Raw genomic sequence first — 20,281 nt, 5'->3', positions numbered from 1 at the left:
GTCAGATCGGGCTGTTTCTGGGAATCCTCCTGGCGGTGTCGGCCGTGGTGATCGCGCTGATCATCTACACCATGACCATGGAAAAGCTGAAGCAGATCGCCACGCTGAAGCTGATCGGCGCCCCAGACCGCACCATCATCGGGCTGATCGTACAGCAATCGCTGATCCTTGGGACCGCAGGTTGGGGCATCGGTCTGGTTCTGATCCTGCTCGTCAAGGATGTCTTTCCGCGCCGCGTGGTGCTGGAACCGTTTAACGTGGCCGTTCTGGCCGGGATCATCGTCGTGGTCTGTCTGGCCGCCAGCGGTCTGGGCGTGCGTGCGGCGCTGAAGGTGGACCCTGCCACCGCGCTGGGGGGCTGAGCCATGGCCATCGGTGATATTCTGGTCGATGTGCAGGCCGTGGCCAAGCACTACGGCGAGGGCGAAACCCGCGTCGACGCGCTGCGTCAGGTTGACCTACAGGTGCGCGCGGGTGAGGTGATCGCCCTTCTGGGGCCGTCGGGGTCTGGCAAGACGACGCTTTTGAACATCATCGGCTGCATCCTTGACCCGTCCTCGGGCCGGGTGGTGCTGGATGGTGATCCGGTCTTTGACGGCAAATGGCTGCGCAGCGATCTGCGCCGTCTGCGGCTGGACAAGATTGGCTTCATATTTCAAGCGCACAACCTGCTGCCCTTCCTGACGGCGGCAGAGAACGTATCGCTCGTGCTTGACTTGGCAGGCCGACCTGAAAAAGAGGGAAAAGAGCGGGCGAAAGAGCTTCTCGACTATCTCGAGGTCGGCCACCGCGCCCCGGTCAAGCCCGCGCTGCTGTCGGGGGGCGAGGCGCAGCGGGTTGCCATCGCACGCGCGCTGGCCAACCGCCCGCGGATCATCCTTGCGGACGAGCCGACGGCGGCATTGGACAGCAAACGCGCACAACTGGTCATGGACCTGCTGCGAAAGCTTGCCGCCGAGCAGGAAGCCTGCATCCTGACAGTGACCCATGACGAGAAAATCTTCGACCGCTTCGACCGGCTGATCCACCTTCGCGACGGGCGGCTGACCGATGACTAGCTCCGCCAAGCCTGCAACCTCGCCTGCATCGCGCGAAGCCGTCACGTTATCTCGTGTCCAGCGCCGCGCTTGGGACCAGCAATTCAGTGTCAGTTTCGTCCTACGGCCGATCAGCATGCGAAGTGCCGATCAGTCGAGCGTCCCTTGGCAATCGTCATACGCCAGAGCTAGAATCGACCATAGCGTGGTGCTGCCACGGCTTTACTCCGCCGCCACAAACGCAAAAAGCCCCCTGGGTTTCAGGGGGACTCGTCAAACGTTGAGGTGGCGTTGAGGTAAAACGCGAGTGTCTATACACAAGTGTTTTTGTCGGATTCCAAGTCTTTGTTATCCAACGGTATTTTGGTTGCGGGGGCAGGATTTGAACCTGCGGCCTTCAGGTTATGAGCCCATGGAAGAGCAAAACCGAATAATCAGAAAAACCAGCGACTTACGAGGCAAGCCTTTGGTCTGGCGTAGTTTTCGTCCTCGCAAACATCAGCATTCGCACGGACTCACACGCAAGACCGGCGCGATGCCAGCAGTCGCAGGTTGATGTGGCGTTGATGTCATCAACGGTCACCCACCAAAGAACCATCACTTTCCCCCAGACATTCCGATCAAACTGCCGCTGCCACTGCCTCATCAACTCCCAAGGATGTGTGCCAGTTCGACGATATCGGTAGCGTCGCCGCCACCGGATATCGGCGTCAACAGAGGTAGAGAGCGCGGCATCAAGGCGCTCTATTCGCGCCCGGAGATCCCCTGACGGATCGGCCTTGCCGCCGAGCGTCTCGTTGAGTTCCTCTAGGTCGTTTTCGGCCCGCTCCAAAAGCATAGAGGCCACTTCTGCTCCCTGTTGCCCGTCGAAGTTTATGTGTCCTCCCGGAGCGAGGTACAGATTATGAGAGTCGATCAAGCGCCCGAGGTGCGGCAACTCGACCGCGAAACTTAGGGTGCCATTGTCACTCATCTTCCAGTGAACAATCAGGTCGTCTCCGCGGTTTATGCGCTCTCCTCGCTCCAGGTCCTCCCGTCCATTCATCCTGAAATCACCAATATGAAGATTGCGCTCAGGATCATCGATACCTTCACGCATCTCGTAGAATTCGAAAGTGATGAAGTCATCCTCCCCGGCTTTGAGCGGTTTGCCAGCGCGAAACCTATGCCGCCCTTCAGCAGGTAGTGCGGTCCCCTTCTTCAGGATCGGCTCAAGACGATTCCGCTCATAGCCAACCGTACCCGTCTGCGTCTTCACTGCGAGCGTGTATGTCATGGGAATACTGGCAGCGCTCGCCTGAGTGCGAACGATGGTGACCTCGCGTGTAAGGTCCTCCACAATTCGACCTGCAGCATTATGCACTGTCAGGACGAAGCGATTTTCCCCATCCTTACGAACCGGCACGCTCAGATTCACGACCCCGTCAAATGGCTTCCGACCGGTCGTACCGCCAGCTTCGTCCACGACTTCGATTTCAAACCCGCTAGGAACCTCAGAGGTAGGTGTTACTCTAATCCGGGCACTGTCTTCCGCGATCCTCGACTTGAAATCCACGGTCAGCGAGATCGTACCGGTTACAGTCTCCTGTCCACGACTCGTCTTACGGGCTGACTGATCGCCTTCCCACTGCCTGCTTTCTGCAAATATCGCGGCGCCCATCCGCGTGCGCGGCCCAGGCGCTCGCGCCACATGGAAAACCATCGACATCCTGGCCTGCCCGGTCACTTTCTCGCCGCATCCGCAGCAGATCGAGGCTGCCCGGCGCGGCTATGACGACTGGTGGCAGGCGCTGGGCTGGGTCCGCGAGGGGCTGATCGCGGGCGGGATGCTACGGGAGGTCGAGGTGACGGCGGCCATGCCGAAGACGCGGCCGTGGTGGGTTGCTGCGCGTGCGAGTCAGGTCAGGTCGACCTAAACAGCCCTGCCTTAAAAATTATCTGCTGCTTTTTTAAGTTTGCTATTGATTTCTGCCGAGGCGTGTCTCATATATGATCCATCGACAGGAGGCGACCGATGCACACCACCACACACATTCACGCTCGCATGAACCAACGCGGCATCCGCAAGGAGCTGGTCAGCCTTGCCCTAGACCTCGGCCGTATTGAAGGAGATCGGTATGTCCTCGACACCAAGACCATCCGCGCAGAGATGTCAGAGCTGCGGCGAAAGCTGAAGTTCCTCGACGACGCCGACCGCAAAGGTGGCGTTGTCGTAGTCGCGGCAGGTGACAGCTTGGTCACCACGTACCGAGCCGACAGCTTTTGCCGGGCGATGACAAAAACAATTAACTCCTGACTTTGGAATTTACATGACCTTTCATGAAATCCTGAACAATCTGCGTGGTTCGTCACTTTCTTCCAGCCAAATCGTGACCGCGATCATCGAAACCGCCGCGAACCTTAATAAGGGAGAGGGAGAGGATTGGAGTGACACAGCCTCCGTCGCGTACGGTCATGAGCAGCCGAGCAGCGCCGCACTGATCCAGGTTGCCGCCAAAGCACTTCTTGACTCGCCACTGGAGCTTCGACTGTCCGACGTGTGCGCGATGTTGGACGCCAATGCGAGCCGCGACTTTGGTGAGTTTTGGATCCGGCAGGACGCGGCACAAGAGCTTCTTGGCCTATTGGGAAACGCGCAAAGTGCACGTTTTTCTTACCCGGCAAGCCTTAGACCAGCACTGCTTTTCGCTATTGATCGCAAAACATATGCACAGCCAACCATCATAGAATATGCAGGCTGGGAGCAGGACAGCCGTATTCTCGGACAGTTGGCCGCAATCTTTGACCTCGACATCAAGTTCAGCAAATCGAACCCTTGGACGCGTTCAGGCCAACCTTATTTCGATGTCGAACTTATCATGCCGCCGTTTGGCTTTGATATGTCTCGCGCTGGAGACGTACCTGAAGCCACGCTCTCCCACTTGGGGGTTTTCGGCGGGCGGCATGGTCGCATATCCAGCGAAACCGTTGCAATTGCCGATGCTCTGCAGAACGCGAGAGGGCGAACTGTCTTGGCTGTCACCGAAGGGGCGTTGTTCCGCGCCGTCGGAGTTGAAGCGATTGCTCGCGAGGAGCTGGTGCACTCTGGCCGTCTGCACGCGGTCATGGGCATTGGGCCGAGTATGATGTTTCAAAATACGTCGATCAATACAGCGCTCCTCCTGCTCTCACCGAAGGGGACCAGCCACGCGGCGATCCGCTTCGTCAACCTTACCGATGAACAGTTCGCTTCCCGACGGGAGCGTGGTCGACTGGAAATTCGCAAAGGCGTTGCTTGGTCAGAGCTTCCAGCTGTCGAACTGACAGGGAACGAAGCATTCGCACGTGACATCGACGTGCTTAGCATCAAGGAAGAAGGCTACACCCTTACGATTGATCGCTACCTTGATCGCCACGCCCGTGATGCGATTGCCCAATTGCTTGCGAAGTCAGAGGTTGCTGAACTTTCGGAACTGGTTGAAATGATCAGGCCAGCGGCGCTCACCCAACAGGAAGGCGGCGAGTACATCGTTCTTGAGGCGGCACCGGCGGACATTGCAGAGAACGGCAATGTCTCTGATCCGTCGCGCACGATTTCCGTTGATCGGGTGCAGTTCCGAAAGGCCGCCAATCAGGTACTGCGGCCGGGTGATGTGCTGATTGCTTTCAAAGGTGCTGTCGGCAAGGTCGGAATCGTGCCTGACGACGTGCCAGCGGACGGATCATCGACCATCTGGGCAGCTGGCCAGTCTCTGATGATCCTGCGTCTCAAAGGCAGGCATAAGCTCTCCCCACACGTCCTCTACGAATATCTGTCGGATGAGGTGGTGCAGGAGCATTTGAAGTCTTTGGCTGGGGGCTCTGCGATTCAGACAATTGCGATGAAAGACCTGAAAAGTTTGGCAATTCCACTGCCTGACAAGGAAACGCAGGCAAAAGTTGCGGCTGCGGTGGCGGAGCGCCAGGCTCTCTACAGACAGATCGAGCAGCTCAAGGCCCAGATCGTCACAGCGCGGCGGTCGAACTGGCCCCACGCAGAGCTGCGATCGCCCCAAGATTGAACCAACCCGTTGCGACATCATTGTTCACCTCATACGGTGACTGACAGCATCGAGGGCCAACCGCCTAATTCGATTAACAAAATTGCCGCGCCCCACGTACCGGCATGACAACAGGACTGCTGAACCCACCCATGAACCAATTTGCCCACAACAAGCTTGTCTCCTTCATCTGGTCCATCGCGGATGACTGCCTTCGTGACGTCTATGTCCGCGGCAAGTATCGCGATGTCATTCTGCCAATGGTGGTACTCCGCCGCCTAGACACACTGCTTGAACCCACCAAGGCTGCCGTCCTGGAAGAAGTTCGCTTTCAGAAAGACGAAATGAAGGCGACGGAACTGGACGATGCCCCGCTCAAGGCCGCTTCCGGCTATGTCTTCTTCAACACCAGCAAGTGGACGCTGAAGCAGCTGCACGCCACAGCCACCAACAATCAGCAGATCCTGCTGGCCAATGTCGAAGATTACCTGAACGGCTTCTCTGACAACGTCAAAGAGATCATTTCGCGTTTCAAGCTGCTGGAGCAGATGCGGCACATGGCGAACAAGCAGGTCCTGCTGGACGTGTTGGAAAAGTTCATCTCGCCCTACATCAACCTCACGCCGCACCCGGTCGAAGACCCTGATGGCAACACGCTCCCGGCCCTCAGCAACCTTGGCATGGGCTATGTCTTCGAAGAGCTGATCCGCAAGTTCAACGAAGAAAACAACGAAGAGGCCGGGGAGCATTTTACCCCGCGCGAGGTGATCCACCTGATGACGCACCTGGTCTTTGACCCGATCAAGGACCGCCTGCCCCCGGTCATGACCATCTATGACCCCGCCTGCGGCAGCGGCGGCATGCTGACGGAATCGCAGAACTACGTCATCGACCCTGATGGCTCGATCAAGGCCACCGGCGACGTCTACCTGTACGGCAAGGAAATCAACGACGAGACCTATGCCATCTGCAAATCCGACATGATGATCAAGGGTAACAACCCGGAGAACATCAAGGTCGGCTCGACCCTATCAACCGACGAATTCGCCGCCCAGCGCTTCGATTTCATGCTGTCCAACCCGCCCTACGGCAAAAGCTGGAACAGCGAGCTGAAGCACATCAAGGACGGCAACGACGTCATCGACCCGCGCTTCAAGGTCGAACTGGCCGATTACTGGGGCACCATCGAAACCAGGGACGCCACCCCCCGCTCCAGCGACGGCCAGTTGCTGTTTCTGATGGAAATGGTGGGCAAAATGAAGTCCACCAAGGACAGTGCTGTCGGCGCACGCATCGCCAGCGTTCACAACGGCTCCAGTCTGTTCACCGGCGACGCGGGCAGCGGCGAGTCGAACATCCGCCGCCACATCATCGAAAACGACCTGCTCGACACCATCATCCAGCTGCCGAACAACCTGTTCTACAACACTGGCATCACCACCTACATCTGGCTGCTGACCAACGCCAAACCCGCCGACAGACAGGGCCGCGTGCAGTTGATCGACGCCAACCTGCTGTACCGCAAGCTGCGCAAGAACCTTGGCGACAAGAACTGCGAATTCGCGCCCGAACATATCGAGGCGATCACCAGGGCCTACCTTACTTTCCAGGCGGTCGAACGCCAGCTCGACGCGAATGGCGATCCCACCGGCATTGCGGTGCAGATCTTCGACAACACCGATTTCGGCTATCACAAGGTCACCATCGAACGACCCGACCGCCGCCGTGCGCAGTTCAACGCCGAACGGCTGGCCCCTCTGCGGTTCGAAAAATCCCTGCGGGAACCGATGGAGCATCTGTGGGAAACCCATGGCGATGCGGTCTATGACGCGGGCTTTCTGAAAGAACAGGCCAAGCCGATCATGGTCTGGTGCGAGGAACAGGGCATCAGCCTGAACGCCAGCGCCCGCGCCAAACTGCTGGATACCGGCAACTGGAAGCGCCTGCGCGAATTGCTGGCCCATGGCCACACGCTGATGCAGGCCATCGGCACTGAGGAATCCGCCGATTACAACGCCTTTGTCGAACGCGTGAACAAGGCGCTGAAGGCCCGCAAGATCAAGCTGTCGGCGACCGAGAAGAACGCCATCCTGAACGCTGTCAGCTGGTATGCCGAAGACGCCGAAAAGGTCATCGACAAATCGCTGCGCCTGTCGGGGGCCGAGCTTGCAGCGGTGACGGCGCGGCTGGGTTGCGAAGTGGCGGATCTGGGCGACTTTGGCCTGTACAAGCAGCCCGATGGCAGCTGGCTGACCTACGCCTCCAACGCCGACCTGCGCGATAGCGAGTCTGTGCCGCTGAAAGACAGCATCCACCGCTATTTCAAGGCCGAGGTGAAGCCGCATGTCGACGAGGCCTGGATCAACCTCGACACGGTCAAGATCGGGTATGAGATCAGCTTCAACAAATACTTCTACCGCCACAAACCCCTGCGGGGCCTGGACAAGGTGACCGCGGACATTCTGGCGCTGGAACAGCAGGCGGATGGGCTGATCTCGGACATTCTGGGTGTGCCGGTCGCGGCGCTGTCGGAGGTCGAATGATGGACACCTATGGCTACCCTATGGCTGCGGACACCGACGAGGTGTTCATGGCGACCAAACTGGCCGGGCCTGCCACCTTTTTCCTGCCGTTCAACAAGGGCCACAACAACGGCGAGGGCAACCCGCCCAACCCGCACGGCCACAAGACCGCCTATCTGTGGGAAGAGGTATTCCTGCCCGCCAGCCTTGCAGGCATAATCCAGCATTTCGTGCTGCTGGAGGGCAAGACTGCCGATCCGCTGGCAAAGAAATCGCTGATCTTCCCCCGCTATCAGCAGTTGGACGTGGTGCGCCGCCTGTTGGACCATGCGTCCACCAATGGCGTCGGCCACAGCTATCTGATCCAGCATTCGGCGGGTTCGGGCAAATCGAACTCGATCACATGGGCGGCGTATCAGCTGATCGAAGCCTATCCCAAAAGCACCAGCCTGCCCGGCGCGCGCGGTCTGGACCAGCCGCTGTTCGACAGTGTCATCGTGGTCACGGACCGCCGGTTGCTGGACAAGCAGCTGCGCGACAACATCAAGGATTTCTCCGAGGTCAAGAACATCGTTGCCCCGGCCCTGCGCTCGGCCGACCTGAAAGCGGCTCTGGAAAACGGCAAAAAGATCATCATCACAACGATTCAGAAGTTCCCCTTCATCATCGACGGCATTGCTGACCTCAGCGACAAGCGGTTCGCGGTGATCATCGACGAGGCGCATAGTGGCCAAAGCGGCCAGGCCCATGACAACATGAATCGCGCGATGGGTGCGGGCGATGTGGACCCAGACGAGGACGATCCGCAAGACCGCATCTTGGCGGCGATGCAATCGCGCAAGATGCGCGGCAACGCATCGTATCTTGCGTTCACCGCCACGCCCAAGGCGACCACACTTGAGAAATTCGGAGAGCGCCAGGCGGATGGCAGCTTCAAGCCGTTCCACCTTTACAGCATGAAACAGGCCATCGAAGAGGGCTTCATCCTCAACGTGCTGGCCAACTACACAACCTACAAAAGCTATTACGAAATCCAGAAATCGGTGGAAGAGAACCCGTTGTTCGACACCAAGAAGGCCCAGAAGAAACTGCGCGCCTATGTCGAACGCAGCCAGCACACGATCAACACCAAGGCCGAGATCATGCTGGACCACTTCATCCCGCAGGTCGTGAACACGAAGAAGCTGCGCGGCAAGGCCAAGGGGATGATCATCACCCAGAACATCGAAGCCGCGATCCGCTACTACAAGGCGGTGACCAAGCTGCTTGATGCGCAAGGAAACCCGTTCAAGGCGCTGATCGCCTTTTCAGGCGAAAAGACCGTCGATGGGGTAAAATACACGGAAGCCGACATGAACGGCTTTCCCGAAAGCGAAACGCGGGACAAGTTCGACACCGACGATTATCGGCTGCTGATCGTGGCGAACAAGTACCTGACCGGATTCGACCAGCCCAAGCTGACCGCGATGTATGTGGACAAGAAGTTGCAGTTCGTGCTGGCCGTCCAGGCCCTGTCCCGACTGAACCGTTCCGCCCCCAAGCTGGGCAAACGGACAGAAGACCTGTTCATCCTCGACTTCTTCAACAGCGTCGACGACATCAAGGCGGCCTTCGACCCTTTCTACACCGTGACTACGCTGTCCGAGGCAACCGATGTCAACGTGCTGCACGAACTGAAGGACGCGCTGGACCAAGTGGGCGTGTACGAATGGCAGGAGGTCGAAGACTTCGTGACCCGGTACTTTGCCGGTGAAGATGCCCAGACCCTCAGCCCGATCATCGATATCGCGGCCAACCGTTTCAACGCCGAATTGGAGCTGCCTGACGCCGAGAAGATCGACTTCAAGATCAAGGCCAAACAGTTCGTGAAGATCTACGGTCAGATGGCATCTATCATCCCGTTTGAAGTGCTGGAATGGGAGAAGCTGTTCTGGCTGCTGAAGTTCCTGATCCCCAAGCTGAAGATCAAGGATCCCAACCAGGACATGCTTGATGAACTGCTGGAGGCCGTTGATCTGTCGTCCTACGGCCTTGAGCGCACAAAGCTGAACCATGAAATCGGTCTTGATGCGTCGGATACGGAACTGACTCCGCAAAACCCGAACCCGCGTGGCAACCGCGACGGCGATCCGGAAACCGACCCTCTCGATGACATCATTCGCAGTTTCAACGAGCGGTGGTTTCAGGGCTGGAGCGCGACGCCAGAGGAGCAGCGGGTCAAATTCGTCAATATCGTCAACAGCATCCGTGCTCACCCGGACTACACCGCCAAGTACGAGGACAATGCTGACCCCTACAATCGTGGTCTCGCATTAGAAAAGATGCTGCAGGATGTGATGCTGAAAAGGCGGAAGGACGAGTTAGAGCTCTACAAGCTGTTTGCCTCGGATCCGGCGTTCAAAGCGGCCTGGAGCCAGAACATCGAGCAGGTGCTTAACAAGAACCTCGACAACCGACCCAACGCTTGACGCAAAGGCGATGGGCGATGGGGTTCACCGCCCCATCCCCCCACGGCATGGTTCCTCCCCGGCCCCGTATGTATGCGGGGGGGCGCAGCGCGGCGGTTCGCTAGCGTGAGGCGTTTTCACCGGGGAAGCCAGGCGGAAGCCACCTTGCGCGCTGACGCCGGAAATCTTGAGTCAGATCAGCGGCTTGCGGAATCACGATCTGGACGAGGTGGATTCCAGGCGGGAAGCCAGGGAAGCCACCTCCGGGGAAGCCAGGTGGCCGGAAGCCACCCCGAAAAGCCAATTCGTCAGAAGCCGTTGAATCCGCTTCACTTTTCGGGTTGACAGACCTGCCCCCATTGACCTACCCCTTGATCATCGAAGAATTGCGCCCGGAGGAACCCCCTAGCGGGCGCTTTTCATTTCCCCTCCCCCACATCCCGAGCCCCGCCCCATGGACCTCGTCTTCGCGCCTAGCCAGGTTGAGTCCTGGCCGATTGCCCGGCTGCGCCCCTATGCCCGCAATGCCAAGATGCACGGTGACGACCAGGTGGCGAAGATCGCCGCCAGCATGGCGAAGTTCGGCTGGACCGTGCCCTGCATGGTGGCCGACGACGGCGAACTGATCGCGGGCCATGGCAGGGTGCTGGCCGCGACCATGCTCGGGCTGACCGAGGTACCGGTGATCCGGCTCAGCCATCTCGACGAGGCGGAACGCCGGGCCTACCGGATCGCCGACAACAAGCTGACCGAACTGGGCGAATGGGATGAGGCGGTCTTGCGTGACGAGATCGCAGGGCTGCTGGCCGAGGATTTCGACCTGACGCTCTTGGGCATCAGCGACGATGACCTAGACGCCCTGCTGCAGGATCCCGAGGCGCTGGGCGGGGATGGCCCGGTCGAGGGCGAGGATGACCGAGGACAGCCTCGTGGTCCTTACGCACGATCCTAGCGACAATGCGATCAAGGACTGGGCGGTCGCGCATGTCGGTGTCCGCGGCGAATTCTTCTACCACCGCAGCGAACACCAGTATTTTACCCTGCAGGGGGCCCTCAAGACTTTCTGTGAACTGACCGGCGACAGCTACGACGACTGCATGGACGACTACTGCTGATCGATCAGCTACCTTCGGGGAGCCGGTACACCTTCCCCCTGCCCTCGACCTTTTCCGCTGCGATGGGCAGACCCAGCTTTTTCTTCAGGGCGCCAGAGATGCAGCCCCTGTCCCGGTCAGCCCGACCGGGATCGATGCCCTCTTGGAAATCTGGCCCGTGTTCGAGGCCTTCCAGGCGCAATACGTCGCCCGCGGCCTGATGCTGGATCAGGAAAAAAACGCCTCCGCGCCCTCGCCGACTGGTCCTTCGGCGGGGGCGACGGCTACTGCGCGGCCTGCGCAGGCCCCTGCCCCGACTGCCCCGCAAGACTGAACCGGCCGCAAACCGTCGAGGGATGGCAGGTCTGGGACCTGACCCAGCGCCTCGGCGGCCAGTTGCGCATCGCGCCGGGTGCCGTCATCGGATGGGACATGGGTGCCGCGCTTTCACTGGCGCAAGCGCTTGGCGTCAACGCGCTGATAGCCGCCGAACTGCTGCCCGAGATCGAGGCGGTGATGGTTCGCAAACTGAACGAGCAGATGGAAGGACGCCGGAATGGCTGAGAAGAAGGTCTCCGTCCGCCTCGTGGCGGAGGGCGGAAGACGCGTGCGTGCCGAACTGGAAGGGGTGGGCGAGGCCGGGGCGCGCGGCTTCGGCCGCCTGTCGCGCGAGATGGAACTGGCCAACACCCGGCTTGCTGCTTTCGCACGCCGGGCGGGGCTTGCCCTCGGGGCCGCAGCCGCAGCGGCGACAGCCTCGCTCGGCCTGATCGTCCGCTCCACCGCCGAGAGTGCCGCGCAGATCCGTCAATTCGCGCAGGTCGCCAATGCGACGCCCGAGGCGCTGCAACGCTGGTCGGCCGGGGCGCGGACGGTCGGGATCGAGCAAGGGATGGTGTGCGATGGCCGGAAACTTGCGCAACCATTCCAAAGGACGAGTTGGCAGTAAGAATTGGAACGTTGGCTTTCGTTCCAGCCAACTTACGTCTGCCGTTTCGCTGCCAGAGGCGAGCTGAGCTTCAACGTACCCTGTTATGAACGCGTCTGCATCGGCCGCGTTGCAAAAAAGCGTTGCGTCGACCGCTTCCTCGAATAGCTCGCGTTCACCCTCACTGCCCCAATTGTATCCGCCAATATCTGTGCGAACTGCAGCGAGAATGCGCCGATCAATTTGCGACAGGTCTGCGGTGACCCTGAACTCGGCTACGCAGGCTGCATGAAGCCTGACAACGCTTGCGCGAGCGATACCCAACGCACACTGTTCCAAGGTCGGGATGTCATCGCCGACAGTGCGGAGAAAGTTCCGCAGGGACGCGTCTACGTCGATCAACCCACGCGTAAGCTCGTCCATGTCGTTCGGTTGAACCAGGTAACAGCGCGCGATGTAGCTCAGCCAGCCTTTGTGTTGGCCGGCTTCGATGATGCCGCGATCTCTGGTCAGTGATCTGACCGCCTTGCCTTCAGCTGCGCGCTCTCGACGCCGCCGACGGGCCTGAAAGCGATAGCGCCGTTCGCGGTTTTGCCGCCAGCCACGGAATTGTTGGCGTTGTCTTAGTGCCCACCTGGCGAGGAAATCCGGATTCTGAAGCGCTTGCTGTCGAGCATAATTTCGAAGCTCGTCCGGGCCCCTTTCCCCTCGTGCTCGATAGAAGTTGTGCGAGTGAACGAAAAAGTCCCAAAGTTCGACATTGCCTGTCGCAATTGCGTGATCCATCATCGGCCGGATATCGTCATAATGAAAAGACAACCCCGCATGGCCATAGCGGTCGATCCCTTGGTCGATCATGGCCTCCCGAGTGGTCAGCCCCTCGAAGATCAGCAGCTGAATTTCACGCCGCAGGTGGTGTTCCTCCTGCAGGACGCGGATTGCTGCGCTATCCTTCGCACTGGCCGAGCGGTGGAAGTTAAGTGGTTTCAGCCAGCGCCAGATCCTCGCAGGATCCCACGGCGCCTCGGCGATGTCGAAAAATCTGTCAAGGAGATGCCCAACAATCTTGCTGATGCCATCTCGGCAGTGACATTCCCCTGAACGCGCACCGCAGGTGCACGCCACGCCCTGCGAAATCTCGTCAAGCAGCCAACCACACAGATCAGCGTCGAAGTCCCGCACTAGGCTTCGAATGAAGTACCGTGATCCGATCACGCGTTCGCGCTCTCTCGGATCAGCCGGGTACAAGTTGGCGCAGGCCAGAAGCAGGTCGCGAAGCTTTTCGCGAGGTAACCGAGCTACGCCCAGATAGCCAACGATCTTTGCAGCAAGACGCAGCGCCTCGTTCGTGGCAGACGCGATAAGTGGATCGACCATGAATGCCAGGTCGAGTTTCGCATTGACGAGGCAATCGAGCGCTGCCTGCCTGCACTGTGGCGTGGCGGCGGCGTCCAGCACGATCGCTTCCAGTTCAGGACGCAGCAAAGTGACGGCTGGCGAACCCGACAGAAGCTCGAGGAGCAACGCGCGCAAGTCTCCTCCGCCTTCGCGCACGATCATCGGGCGGATCGCATCAACGATGTCGGGAGAGAAGAACCCCGAAGCGCTGAAACTTCGCCAGCGATCTACACGGCGGAAAAAGGGATCATCGGCCTCCAGTTTGCCCAGGGCTTCAAGGAGTCGATGTCTGGACCTAACCGAGAGACGCGATGGATCCCCGTTTGAGAGGACTGCATAGGGGTCAACATCGATTGCCGCATCCTGGACATTCTGGCTTCCCAATGCCGCCATCCAACCAAGGAGACCACGAAGGTCATCACGGGTGGCACCGTTGGGTGCCACGAGGCTGAGACACTGCTTCACAGTGAATGTATTTGCAGGATCGTCAATCCGTTGGACAAGCGCCCGGGCTGCACAATGCTCAGCAACGATGCGGTGAACGGGTTCATGTCGATCAGCGCCCGCGGCGGGACGGAAAAGGCGGGTGTCGAGGATTGAAGCGACCCGTTGGTCGGGCAGTCCAAGGTCTTGGATACGGGAAAACGTCGAGCCTTCGGCGAGATCGGTCGTTGATACGCCATCGGAACCTGACAAAAGGAGCCGAGCAAAGACCTCGTCCGCAAAAGCGATACGTTGCTCTGCCGTGGGCGCATCACGTGTAGAAACCGACCTATTTGTTTCGCGAGCCAGATAGCGAACCGCGTCGCCGAAGATCTCATGTCGGTTCGTGAATCGGCCTCCGGCCTGAACGAACGCATCCGCGAACAGATTCAGGAACTCTGGATTGCCAAGGAGATGAGTTAGGTCGTGACGTGCGGCATCGGAGAGGAAATTCTCGAAGCTGGCGTCAGCATGGCGATGGCGAAAAAGCAGCGCCTGCTCGTCTTGATCAAAAGGAATCAATCTGGCGAGGATTGGCTCGATACCCATGATGTCATGCAGCAGGCGGGTGTCGGCGTCGCTCCATTCCCCGGATCGACTCGACAGGATTGTGCGATCAGCCCCGGTATGTCGCAGCTCTTTCAAAGCGCGATGAAGGCCTGTCGGATCAATGCGAGCAACCTCATCGAAAGCATCGACGACAATGCAGGGCGCAGTCGTTCTTTCGAAGATGCTTGCCTTGATTGGCGTTGTGCCAAAGCGCGCCGCGAGACTGGCCAGCAGCGCAGTTTTTCCTGCCCCTGGTTCGGCGAGAACGATTGCGACACCAGGCGCTGTGAGCAGATCACCTTCGGCAATGCGCAAGTCACCGATGATGAGCTTTCGGGGGATGTGAAACGTGGGCACGGGGAACAAGCTTTCGGACAACGTTGAGTTGTTGGCCGAGGATGCAGTGCTGGATCGATGCACGCAAGGTCACGGCGTAACCTTTGCGGGCCGCTGCATTCCACTGCCCGCTTATGCGTGCTGGTGCAGTTCTTCTTGTGTGGTGTTGATGTGGCGTTGATGTAAAACGCGCATAAGCAAAAAGCGCCCCGAGGGGCGCTGTACATGTCTTTGATATGTTTGCTGTTTTTGGTTGCGGGAGTCAGATTTGAACTGACGACCTTCAGGTTATGAGCCGCGCAGGGCACCAATCAGTGCCGCCATGTCGGCAGGCAGGGCCGAGGTGAAGGACAGGTCTTGCCCGGTGACGGGGTGGGTAAAACCCAAGGTGGCCGCATGCAGCGCCTGCCGCGGAAAGGCTGCGGCGGCCTCGACAGCGGCGGCGGGCAGCGCACGGTGCGACAGGCGACGGCGCCCGCCATAGGTCGGGTCACCGATCAGCCCGTGCCCGACATGGGCCATATGGACGCGAATCTGATGCGTGCGGCCGGTTTCAAGCCAACAGTCGAGCAGCGCCGCCGCTGGCGGGGTGCCAAAGGTTTCGACCACCCGGGCGCGGGTGACGGCATGGCGCCCGCCGTCGGCGGTCACCGCCTGCCGCTGCCGGTCGGTGCGATGGCGCGCCAACTGGGTGGCGATGCGGATCACCCCGCCCGGCTCGAAGCTGACGCCCTTGACCCCGCGCAGCCGCGGGTCGGCAGCATCGGGCACGCCATGGATCAGCGCAAGGTAATGGCGGTGAACACTATGCGCCTCGAACTGGGCGGCCAGGCCGTGGTGCGCCCGGTCTGATTTGGCCACCACCAGCAGGCCCGAGGTTTCCTTGTCGATCCGGTGCACAATGCCGGGGCGCCGTTCGCCGCCCACACCCGACAGGCTGGCGCCGCAATGGTGCAGCAGGGCATTGACCAGCGTGCCGTCTACCGCCCCCGGCGCCGGATGCACCACCAGCCCTGCGGGCTTGTCGATCACGATCAGGTCATCGTCTTCCCAGACCACGGTCAGCGGAATGTCCTGCGCCTCGGTTGTCACCTCGCGTGCCGGGCCCAGCGCGATGGCATACACCTCGCCCTCGGCCACGCGCGCCTTGAGGTCGCTCGCGGGCTGCCCGTCGCGGCTGACCGCGCCCTCGGCGATCAGCCGCGCAAGGCGCGAGCGCGACAGCGCCTCGGCCTCTGGCACTTCGCGGGCAAGCGCCTTATCAAGGCGGTCGGGCGGCAGCGGCCCGATCGTCACCTGAAGGATGCGGTTTGCAATGTCCGACATGATGCCTTCCGACCCGAACCCCGCCCAGCCGCAGAATGCGCCGCTGCCCGAGGTCCGGTTTCTCAAGATACTGGTGACGGCGTTGGCTGCCACGATGATTGTGGGCCTTGTAACGATCGTCACGCTGCTTGTCATCCGCCTGCCGGGCGGGGGCGCGCAGGCGCCGCAGGCAGGGGTGGCGGCGGGGGGCCAGACGGGCGCCCTGCCCGCGCTGCCCGCATCGATCACGCTGCCCGATGGCGCCGAGGTTCAGGCCGTCACCTTTGCCCGCGATCTGCTGGTTGTGGTCACCGCCTCAGGCGAAGTGCTGATCTATACGCCCGACGGACACCTGCGCCAGCGGGTGCTGGCACACTAACCCGGATCGGGGCGGCTGCGCGCGCCGCCCGGCGGGCAGTGCCGGGGGGCCTCAGACCTTCTTGGCCTTCGGCTTGGCGGCCTCTTCGAGCGCATCCAGACGCGCCTTCAGTGCCTCGTTTTCCTCACGCGCCTTCTGCGCCATGGCGCGGACAGCGTCGAATTCCTCGCGGGTGACAAAATCGCGGTCTGCCAGCCAGCGATCCATCCAGCTTTTCATCGCGGTTTCGGCTTCGGTGCGCGCACCCTGCGCCACGCCCATTGCGTTGGTCATCAGCTTGGACATGTCGTCGAAGAATTTGTTGGGACCGGTCATCTCTTCCTCATGGCGCGAATGTTGCAGCGGTGATGCCTATATGGGCGAGCGCTGCGCAAACCTCAAGGTTGACTTCGCCCCCCGCCCACGCTCTTTCAGCCGCAACGAAGGAGTGACCGATGCAAGCCGCCCTGCCCTTTCCGCAGATCGACCCCGAAATTTTTACCATCGCGCTGTGGGGGATGGAGTTTTCGCTGCGCTGGTATGCGCTGGCCTATATCGCAGGTCTGGTGATCGGCTGGCAGATCGTGGCCGGGCTGATGCGGCAGCCCGCGCTTTGGGGCGGTCGGGCACCGATGGCGCCCGCCTTGGTCGAAGACCTGCTTACGGCGGTGGTGCTGGGGGTGGTGCTGGGCGGTCGGCTGGGGTTCGTGCTGTTCTATCAGCCGGGCTATTACCTTGCCCATCCTCTCGACATCGTGAAGGTCTGGCAAGGCGGCATGTCGTTTCATGGCGGGTTTCTGGGGGTGCTGGTGGCGGGGCTGTGGTTCTGCCGCCGACACGGCCTGCCCATGCGGCCCGTGGCCGATGCAATGGCGGTGGCGGCGCCGGTGGGGCTGTTCTTCGGGCGACTGGCCAATTTCATCAACGCCGAGCTGTGGGGCCGCCCCACGACCCTGCCCTGGGGCGTGATCTTTCCGGGTGATGCCGCGCAGGATTGCCCCGGCGTGGCCTATGGCGCCTGCGCCCGCCACCCCTCGCAACTGTATGAGGCGGGGCTGGAGGGGCTGGCGCTGGGTCTGCTGATCTGGGTGCTGGTGCGCCGCGGCGCGCTGGCGGCGCCGGGGCGCATTCTGGGGGTGTTTCTCGCGGGCTACGGGCTGGCGCGGTTTGCGGTCGAATTCGTGCGGCAGGCCGATGCACAGTTCATCACGCCCGACAATCCGATGGGCCATGTGCTGCATTGGGGGGGGCTGGGGCTTTCGATGGGCCAGCTTCTGTCGCTGCCGATGATTGCGCTGGGGATGTGGTTCATCTTGCGGGCGCGGCCCGAGGCACGCACTGCATGACGGCGCTTGGCCGTCTTCTTGGGGCGCGGATCGCGGCCAGCGGGCCGATGACGGTGGCTGAATTCATGGCCGAATGCCTGATGCACCCCGACCACGGCTATTATTCCACCCGCGACCCGTTCGGCGCAGCGGGCGATTTCATCACCGCGCCCGAGATTTCGCAGATGTTCGGTGAGATGCTGGGGCTGTGTCTGGCGCAGGTCTGGGCCGATCAGGGCCGCCCCGCGCCCTTCGTTCTGGCCGAACTGGGCCCCGGCCGCGGCACACTGATGGCCGACGTGGCGCGCGCGTTGCGCGCCCTGCCCGGCATGGCCGAGGCGGCACAGGTGCATCTGGTCGAAACCTCCGCCAGCTTACGCGCCGTGCAGGCCGACCGGCTGGCGGCTCTGGCGCCCACCTGGCATGACCGGATCGACAGCCTGCCCGACGGCCCGCTGTTCCTTCTGGCGAACGAGTTTTTCGACGCCCTGCCCATTCGCCAGTTCGTCCGGCGGGGCAGCGGCTGGGCGGAACGGCAGGTGGGGCTTGACGCTGCGGGGCAGCTGGCCTTTGGCCTTGCCCCGGCCACGCCGCTGGCTGCGTTGGCGCATCGCCTTGCCGACACCGCCGAGGGGGATGTGGTGGAAACCTGCCCTGCTGCGGCAGCGGTCATGGCGACCATTGCGGCGCGCATCACCCGGAACGGCGGGGTGGCGCTGGTGATCGACTATGGCGGCTGGCACAGCTTGGGCGATACGTTGCAGGCCCTGCGCGGCCACCGGCCCGAAGACCCGCTGGCCACCCCTGGCGCGGCCGATCTGACCGCCCATGTCGACTTCGAACCGCTGGCACAGGCCGCGCGCGCGGCAGGTGCCGCGGCGGCGGGACCGCTGCCGCAGGGCCTGGTGCTGGAACGGCTGGGCATCACCGCGCGGGCGCAGCGGCTGGCCACGGGCCTGCGCGGCGCGGCGCTGGAAAGCCACGTCGCCGCCCATCGCCGCTTGACCCACCCGCAGGAAATGGGAAACCTGTTCCAGGCGCTGGCGATCCACCCCGAGGGCGCCGCACCGCCGCCCGGATTCGCACCCCAAGACGGAAAGGCAGACGATGGCTCCCACGCTTGACATCATCACCGCCCCCGCGCTGGCGGGCCTGCGCCATGGCTTTTTCACCCGACGCGGCGGCGCCTCGTCGGGGATATTTACCGGGTTGAACTGCGGTCAGGGGTCAAGCGACCAAAGCGAGGCGGTCGCGGTCAACCGCGCCCGCGTGGCCGAGGCAATGGGGGTTGCGGTGGGCGCGCTGGTGGGCGTGTATCAGGTGCATTCGGCCGATGTGGTGACGGTAACCGGCCCGCTGGGCGCGCCAGTGCGGGCGGATGCGCTGGTGACGGCCACGCCTGGCCTCGTGCTGACGGTGCTGACCGCCGATTGCCAGCCGGTGCTGTTTGCCGACCGCGCGGCAGGCGTGGTGGGGGCGGCCCATGCAGGCTGGCGCGGCACCCGTGATGGCGTGCTGGAGGCGACAGTCACTGCGATGGAGGCTCTGGGCGCCAAGCGCAGGCGGATCGTGGCGGTGATCGGCCCGGCGATCTCGCAGCGCGCCTATGAGGTGGGCGACGCCTTCATGGAGGCGTTTGTGGCCGAAGACCCCGCGGCGGAGCGGTTCTTCTGCGGCGGTCCTGCAGGAAAGCCGATGTTCGACCTGCCGGGATACGGCCTTGCGCGGCTGCGCGCGGCGGGGGTGGCACAGGCCGAATGGACGCGCCATTGCACCTATGCCGACCCCGAGCGGTTCTATTCCTACCGCCGCACCACCCACCGCGGCGAGGCCGATTACGGGCGGCTGATTTCGGCGATCCGGCTGTAGCGCGGCACGCGCGGCAGCGGGGGGCTGTCTGCCCCCCGGCCCCGGCAAGCCGGGGCTCCCCCCGAGGATATTTCAGCCAAGGCGAAAGGGCGCGTCAGGCGAGGCGGGCGAGGCGCGCTTCGAGCACCTCGAAGGGGACGCCGGGATCATCCTTGGCGCAGCGGATCACCAGCGAGGTTTTCACGCTGGCCACGTTTTCGGCCGAAGTCAGCCCCTCGGTCAAAAAGGTCTGGAAGGTGGACAGATCGGGCGCCACACATTTCAAGATGAAGTCGATCTCGCCGTTCAGCATATGGCATTCGCGCACGAGCGGCCAGGCGCGGGCGCGGGCCTCGAAGGCCGACAGGTCGGTTTCGGCCTGGCTGTGCAGACGCACCATGGCAAAAACCTGCACCTCAAAGCCCAGTTCGCGCGGGTTCACATCGGCATGGTAGCCGCGGATATAACCTGCCTCTTCCAGCGTGCGCACCCGGCGCAGGCAGGGCGGCGCGGAAATGCCCACGCGCTTGGCCAGTTCGACATTGGTCATCCGGCCATCGGCCTGAAGCTCGGCCAGAATCTTCCGGTCGATCTCGTCAAGCTTGGCTCCGGCCATGGTATCCCCCTGCATT

At 61.7% G+C, this 20,281-nt stretch carries 19 protein-coding genes and 5 pseudogenes; 19 read left to right on the top strand and 5 right to left on the bottom strand.

All coding sequences use genetic code 11. The features are described 5' to 3' along the window. Together C5F46_RS02330 and C5F46_RS02325 are read left to right on the top strand one after the other, a co-directional pair. On the top strand, window positions 1–362 hold a 362-nt coding region (locus tag C5F46_RS02330; protein ID WP_146160209.1), incomplete at its 5' end, for an ABC transporter permease. Between the two features lie 3 nt (window positions 363–365). Further along, complete coding sequence (locus C5F46_RS02325) at window positions 366–1,058, top strand: ABC transporter ATP-binding protein (RefSeq protein WP_107323743.1); 693 nt, start codon at window positions 366–368, stop codon at window positions 1,056–1,058. A gap of 430 nt (window positions 1,059–1,488) precedes the next feature. Here C5F46_RS02325 and C5F46_RS02320 read toward each other — a convergent pair whose 3' ends face one another. Continuing rightward, window positions 1,489–2,697: a hypothetical protein gene (locus C5F46_RS02320; protein ID WP_107323742.1), complete on the bottom strand. Its 1,209-nt coding sequence runs from the start codon at window positions 2,695–2,697 to the stop codon at window positions 1,489–1,491. A 37-nt stretch (window positions 2,698–2,734) separates the two neighbouring features. Here C5F46_RS02320 and C5F46_RS02315 point away from each other — a divergent pair. From C5F46_RS02315 to C5F46_RS02285, 7 genes and pseudogenes are all read left to right on the top strand, one after another. After that, window positions 2,735–2,953: pseudogene (locus tag C5F46_RS02315) on the top strand (hypothetical protein); the annotation flags it as partial. Between the two features lie 98 nt (window positions 2,954–3,051). Then, window positions 3,052–3,333, top strand: a complete 282-nt coding sequence (locus C5F46_RS02310) for a hypothetical protein (RefSeq protein WP_107323741.1) — start codon at window positions 3,052–3,054, stop codon at window positions 3,331–3,333. Window positions 3,334–3,346: 13 nt separating this feature from the next. Next, entirely contained in the window at window positions 3,347–5,077 is a 1,731-nt protein-coding gene (locus C5F46_RS02305) for an N-6 DNA methylase (RefSeq protein ID WP_107323740.1), read from the top strand. 131 nt (window positions 5,078–5,208) lie between these two features. Beyond that, window positions 5,209–7,599, top strand: coding sequence for a type I restriction-modification system subunit M (locus C5F46_RS02300; protein ID WP_107323739.1), 2,391 nt, complete (start codon window positions 5,209–5,211; stop codon window positions 7,597–7,599). Beyond that, window positions 7,596–10,046 (top strand): type I restriction endonuclease subunit R, encoded by a 2,451-nt coding sequence (locus C5F46_RS02295; RefSeq protein WP_235820058.1) that lies wholly within the window; start codon window positions 7,596–7,598, stop codon window positions 10,044–10,046. The genes C5F46_RS02300 and C5F46_RS02295 overlap by 4 nt, the downstream gene beginning before the upstream one ends. 433 nt (window positions 10,047–10,479) lie before the next feature. Then, a pseudogene (locus C5F46_RS02290) lies at window positions 10,480–10,953 on the top strand (ParB/Srx family N-terminal domain-containing protein); the annotation flags it as partial. After that, on the top strand, window positions 10,937–11,140 hold the full coding sequence (locus tag C5F46_RS02285) for a hypothetical protein (protein WP_107323738.1): 204 nt from the start codon (window positions 10,937–10,939) through the stop codon (window positions 11,138–11,140). The pseudogene C5F46_RS02290 and the gene C5F46_RS02285, both read left to right, overlap by 17 nt. 4 nt (window positions 11,141–11,144) lie before the next feature. On the opposite strand, the pseudogene C5F46_RS02280 reads toward C5F46_RS02285, so the two are convergent. Then, window positions 11,145–11,249 (bottom strand): annotated as a pseudogene (locus tag C5F46_RS02280) (DUF3489 domain-containing protein); the annotation flags it as partial. Here C5F46_RS02280 and C5F46_RS17025 point away from each other — a divergent pair. From C5F46_RS17025 to C5F46_RS17345, 6 genes and pseudogenes are all read left to right on the top strand, one after another. Then, window positions 11,250–11,453, top strand: a pseudogene (locus tag C5F46_RS17025) (hypothetical protein); the annotation flags it as partial. Between the two features lie 98 nt (window positions 11,454–11,551). Next, a complete protein-coding gene (locus C5F46_RS17365; RefSeq protein WP_268935646.1) occupies window positions 11,552–11,683 on the top strand; it encodes a DUF7697 family protein in 132 nt (43 codons plus the stop codon). Then, window positions 11,676–12,023, top strand: a pseudogene (locus C5F46_RS17360) (phage tail tape measure protein); the annotation flags it as partial. The gene C5F46_RS17365 and the pseudogene C5F46_RS17360, both read left to right, overlap by 8 nt. Before the next feature lie 312 nt (window positions 12,024–12,335). Continuing rightward, entirely contained in the window at window positions 12,336–12,563 is a 228-nt protein-coding gene (locus C5F46_RS17355; protein WP_133618303.1) for a hypothetical protein, read from the top strand. 216 nt (window positions 12,564–12,779) lie between these two features. After that, entirely contained in the window at window positions 12,780–13,148 is a 369-nt protein-coding gene (locus C5F46_RS17350; RefSeq protein ID WP_133618301.1) for a hypothetical protein, read from the top strand. Between the two features lie 1,206 nt (window positions 13,149–14,354). Further along, window positions 14,355–14,861 (top strand): hypothetical protein, encoded by a 507-nt coding sequence (locus C5F46_RS17345; RefSeq protein ID WP_107323736.1) that lies wholly within the window; start codon window positions 14,355–14,357, stop codon window positions 14,859–14,861. A gap of 240 nt (window positions 14,862–15,101) precedes the next feature. Here the strand turns inward: C5F46_RS17345 and C5F46_RS02255 are convergent, their stop codons facing one another. Next, entirely contained in the window at window positions 15,102–16,139 is a 1,038-nt protein-coding gene (locus C5F46_RS02255; protein ID WP_107323735.1) for an RluA family pseudouridine synthase, read from the bottom strand. On the opposite strand from C5F46_RS02255, the gene C5F46_RS02250 reads away from it, so the two are divergent. Continuing rightward, window positions 16,129–16,497: a DUF6476 family protein gene (locus tag C5F46_RS02250; protein ID WP_235820057.1), complete on the top strand. Its 369-nt coding sequence runs from the start codon at window positions 16,129–16,131 to the stop codon at window positions 16,495–16,497. The genes C5F46_RS02255 and C5F46_RS02250 overlap by 11 nt on opposite strands. A gap of 51 nt (window positions 16,498–16,548) precedes the next feature. Here C5F46_RS02250 and C5F46_RS02245 read toward each other — a convergent pair whose 3' ends face one another. Then, on the bottom strand, window positions 16,549–16,812 hold the full coding sequence (locus tag C5F46_RS02245; protein WP_107323734.1) for an accessory factor UbiK family protein: 264 nt from the start codon (window positions 16,810–16,812) through the stop codon (window positions 16,549–16,551). A 119-nt stretch (window positions 16,813–16,931) separates the two neighbouring features. Here C5F46_RS02245 and lgt point away from each other — a divergent pair, with 119 nt between their 5' ends. The 3 genes from lgt to pgeF are packed head-to-tail and all read left to right on the top strand — an operon-like array spanning window position 16,932 to window position 19,670. Then, window positions 16,932–17,822, top strand: coding sequence for a prolipoprotein diacylglyceryl transferase (gene lgt / locus C5F46_RS02240; RefSeq protein ID WP_107323733.1), 891 nt, complete (start codon window positions 16,932–16,934; stop codon window positions 17,820–17,822). Beyond that, on the top strand, window positions 17,819–18,925 hold the full coding sequence (locus C5F46_RS02235; protein WP_107323732.1) for a class I SAM-dependent methyltransferase: 1,107 nt from the start codon (window positions 17,819–17,821) through the stop codon (window positions 18,923–18,925). The genes lgt and C5F46_RS02235 overlap by 4 nt, the downstream gene beginning before the upstream one ends. Next, on the top strand, window positions 18,909–19,670 hold the full coding sequence (gene pgeF / locus C5F46_RS02230; RefSeq protein ID WP_107323731.1) for a peptidoglycan editing factor PgeF: 762 nt from the start codon (window positions 18,909–18,911) through the stop codon (window positions 19,668–19,670). Before C5F46_RS02235 ends, pgeF begins: the two co-directional genes overlap by 17 nt. A 94-nt stretch (window positions 19,671–19,764) precedes the next feature. Here pgeF and C5F46_RS02225 read toward each other — a convergent pair whose 3' ends face one another. Beyond that, window positions 19,765–20,265, bottom strand: coding sequence for an Lrp/AsnC family transcriptional regulator (locus tag C5F46_RS02225; RefSeq protein ID WP_107323758.1), 501 nt, complete (start codon window positions 20,263–20,265; stop codon window positions 19,765–19,767). Window positions 20,266–20,281: the final 16 nt, after the last annotated feature.

The organism is Phaeovulum veldkampii DSM 11550 (genome assembly GCF_003034995.1).
GTDB lineage: Bacteria > Pseudomonadota > Alphaproteobacteria > Rhodobacterales > Rhodobacteraceae > Phaeovulum > Phaeovulum veldkampii.
The sequence above is the reverse complement of the archived record's forward strand: the minus strand, read 5'-3'. Positions and strand labels throughout refer to the sequence as shown.

Excerpts from the sequence above, each read along its gene's own strand:
- C5F46_RS02325 (WP_107323743.1), top strand. The coding sequence starts at position 366 with ATGGCCATCGGTGATATTCTGGTCGATGTGCAGGCCGTGGCCAAGCAC.
- C5F46_RS02320 (WP_107323742.1), bottom strand. The coding sequence starts at position 2,697 with ATGGGCGCCGCGATATTTGCAGAAAGCAGGCAGTGGGAAGGCGATCAG.
- C5F46_RS02310 (WP_107323741.1), top strand. The coding sequence starts at position 3,052 with ATGCACACCACCACACACATTCACGCTCGCATGAACCAACGCGGCATC.
- C5F46_RS02305 (WP_107323740.1), top strand. The coding sequence starts at position 3,347 with ATGACCTTTCATGAAATCCTGAACAATCTGCGTGGTTCGTCACTTTCT.
- C5F46_RS02300 (WP_107323739.1), top strand. The coding sequence starts at position 5,209 with ATGAACCAATTTGCCCACAACAAGCTTGTCTCCTTCATCTGGTCCATC.
- C5F46_RS02295 (WP_235820058.1), top strand. The coding sequence starts at position 7,596 with ATGATGGACACCTATGGCTACCCTATGGCTGCGGACACCGACGAGGTG.
- C5F46_RS02285 (WP_107323738.1), top strand. The coding sequence starts at position 10,937 with ATGACCGAGGACAGCCTCGTGGTCCTTACGCACGATCCTAGCGACAAT.
- C5F46_RS17365 (WP_268935646.1), top strand. The coding sequence starts at position 11,552 with ATGGGTGCCGCGCTTTCACTGGCGCAAGCGCTTGGCGTCAACGCGCTG.
- C5F46_RS17355 (WP_133618303.1), top strand. The coding sequence starts at position 12,336 with ATGAAGCCTGACAACGCTTGCGCGAGCGATACCCAACGCACACTGTTC.
- C5F46_RS02250 (WP_235820057.1), top strand. The coding sequence starts at position 16,129 with ATGTCCGACATGATGCCTTCCGACCCGAACCCCGCCCAGCCGCAGAAT.
- C5F46_RS02255 (WP_107323735.1), bottom strand. The coding sequence starts at position 16,139 with ATGTCGGACATTGCAAACCGCATCCTTCAGGTGACGATCGGGCCGCTG.
- C5F46_RS02245 (WP_107323734.1), bottom strand. The coding sequence starts at position 16,812 with ATGACCGGTCCCAACAAATTCTTCGACGACATGTCCAAGCTGATGACC.
- lgt (WP_107323733.1), top strand. The coding sequence starts at position 16,932 with ATGCAAGCCGCCCTGCCCTTTCCGCAGATCGACCCCGAAATTTTTACC.
- C5F46_RS02235 (WP_107323732.1), top strand. The coding sequence starts at position 17,819 with ATGACGGCGCTTGGCCGTCTTCTTGGGGCGCGGATCGCGGCCAGCGGG.
- pgeF (WP_107323731.1), top strand. The coding sequence starts at position 18,909 with ATGGCTCCCACGCTTGACATCATCACCGCCCCCGCGCTGGCGGGCCTG.
- C5F46_RS02225 (WP_107323758.1), bottom strand. The coding sequence starts at position 20,265 with ATGGCCGGAGCCAAGCTTGACGAGATCGACCGGAAGATTCTGGCCGAG.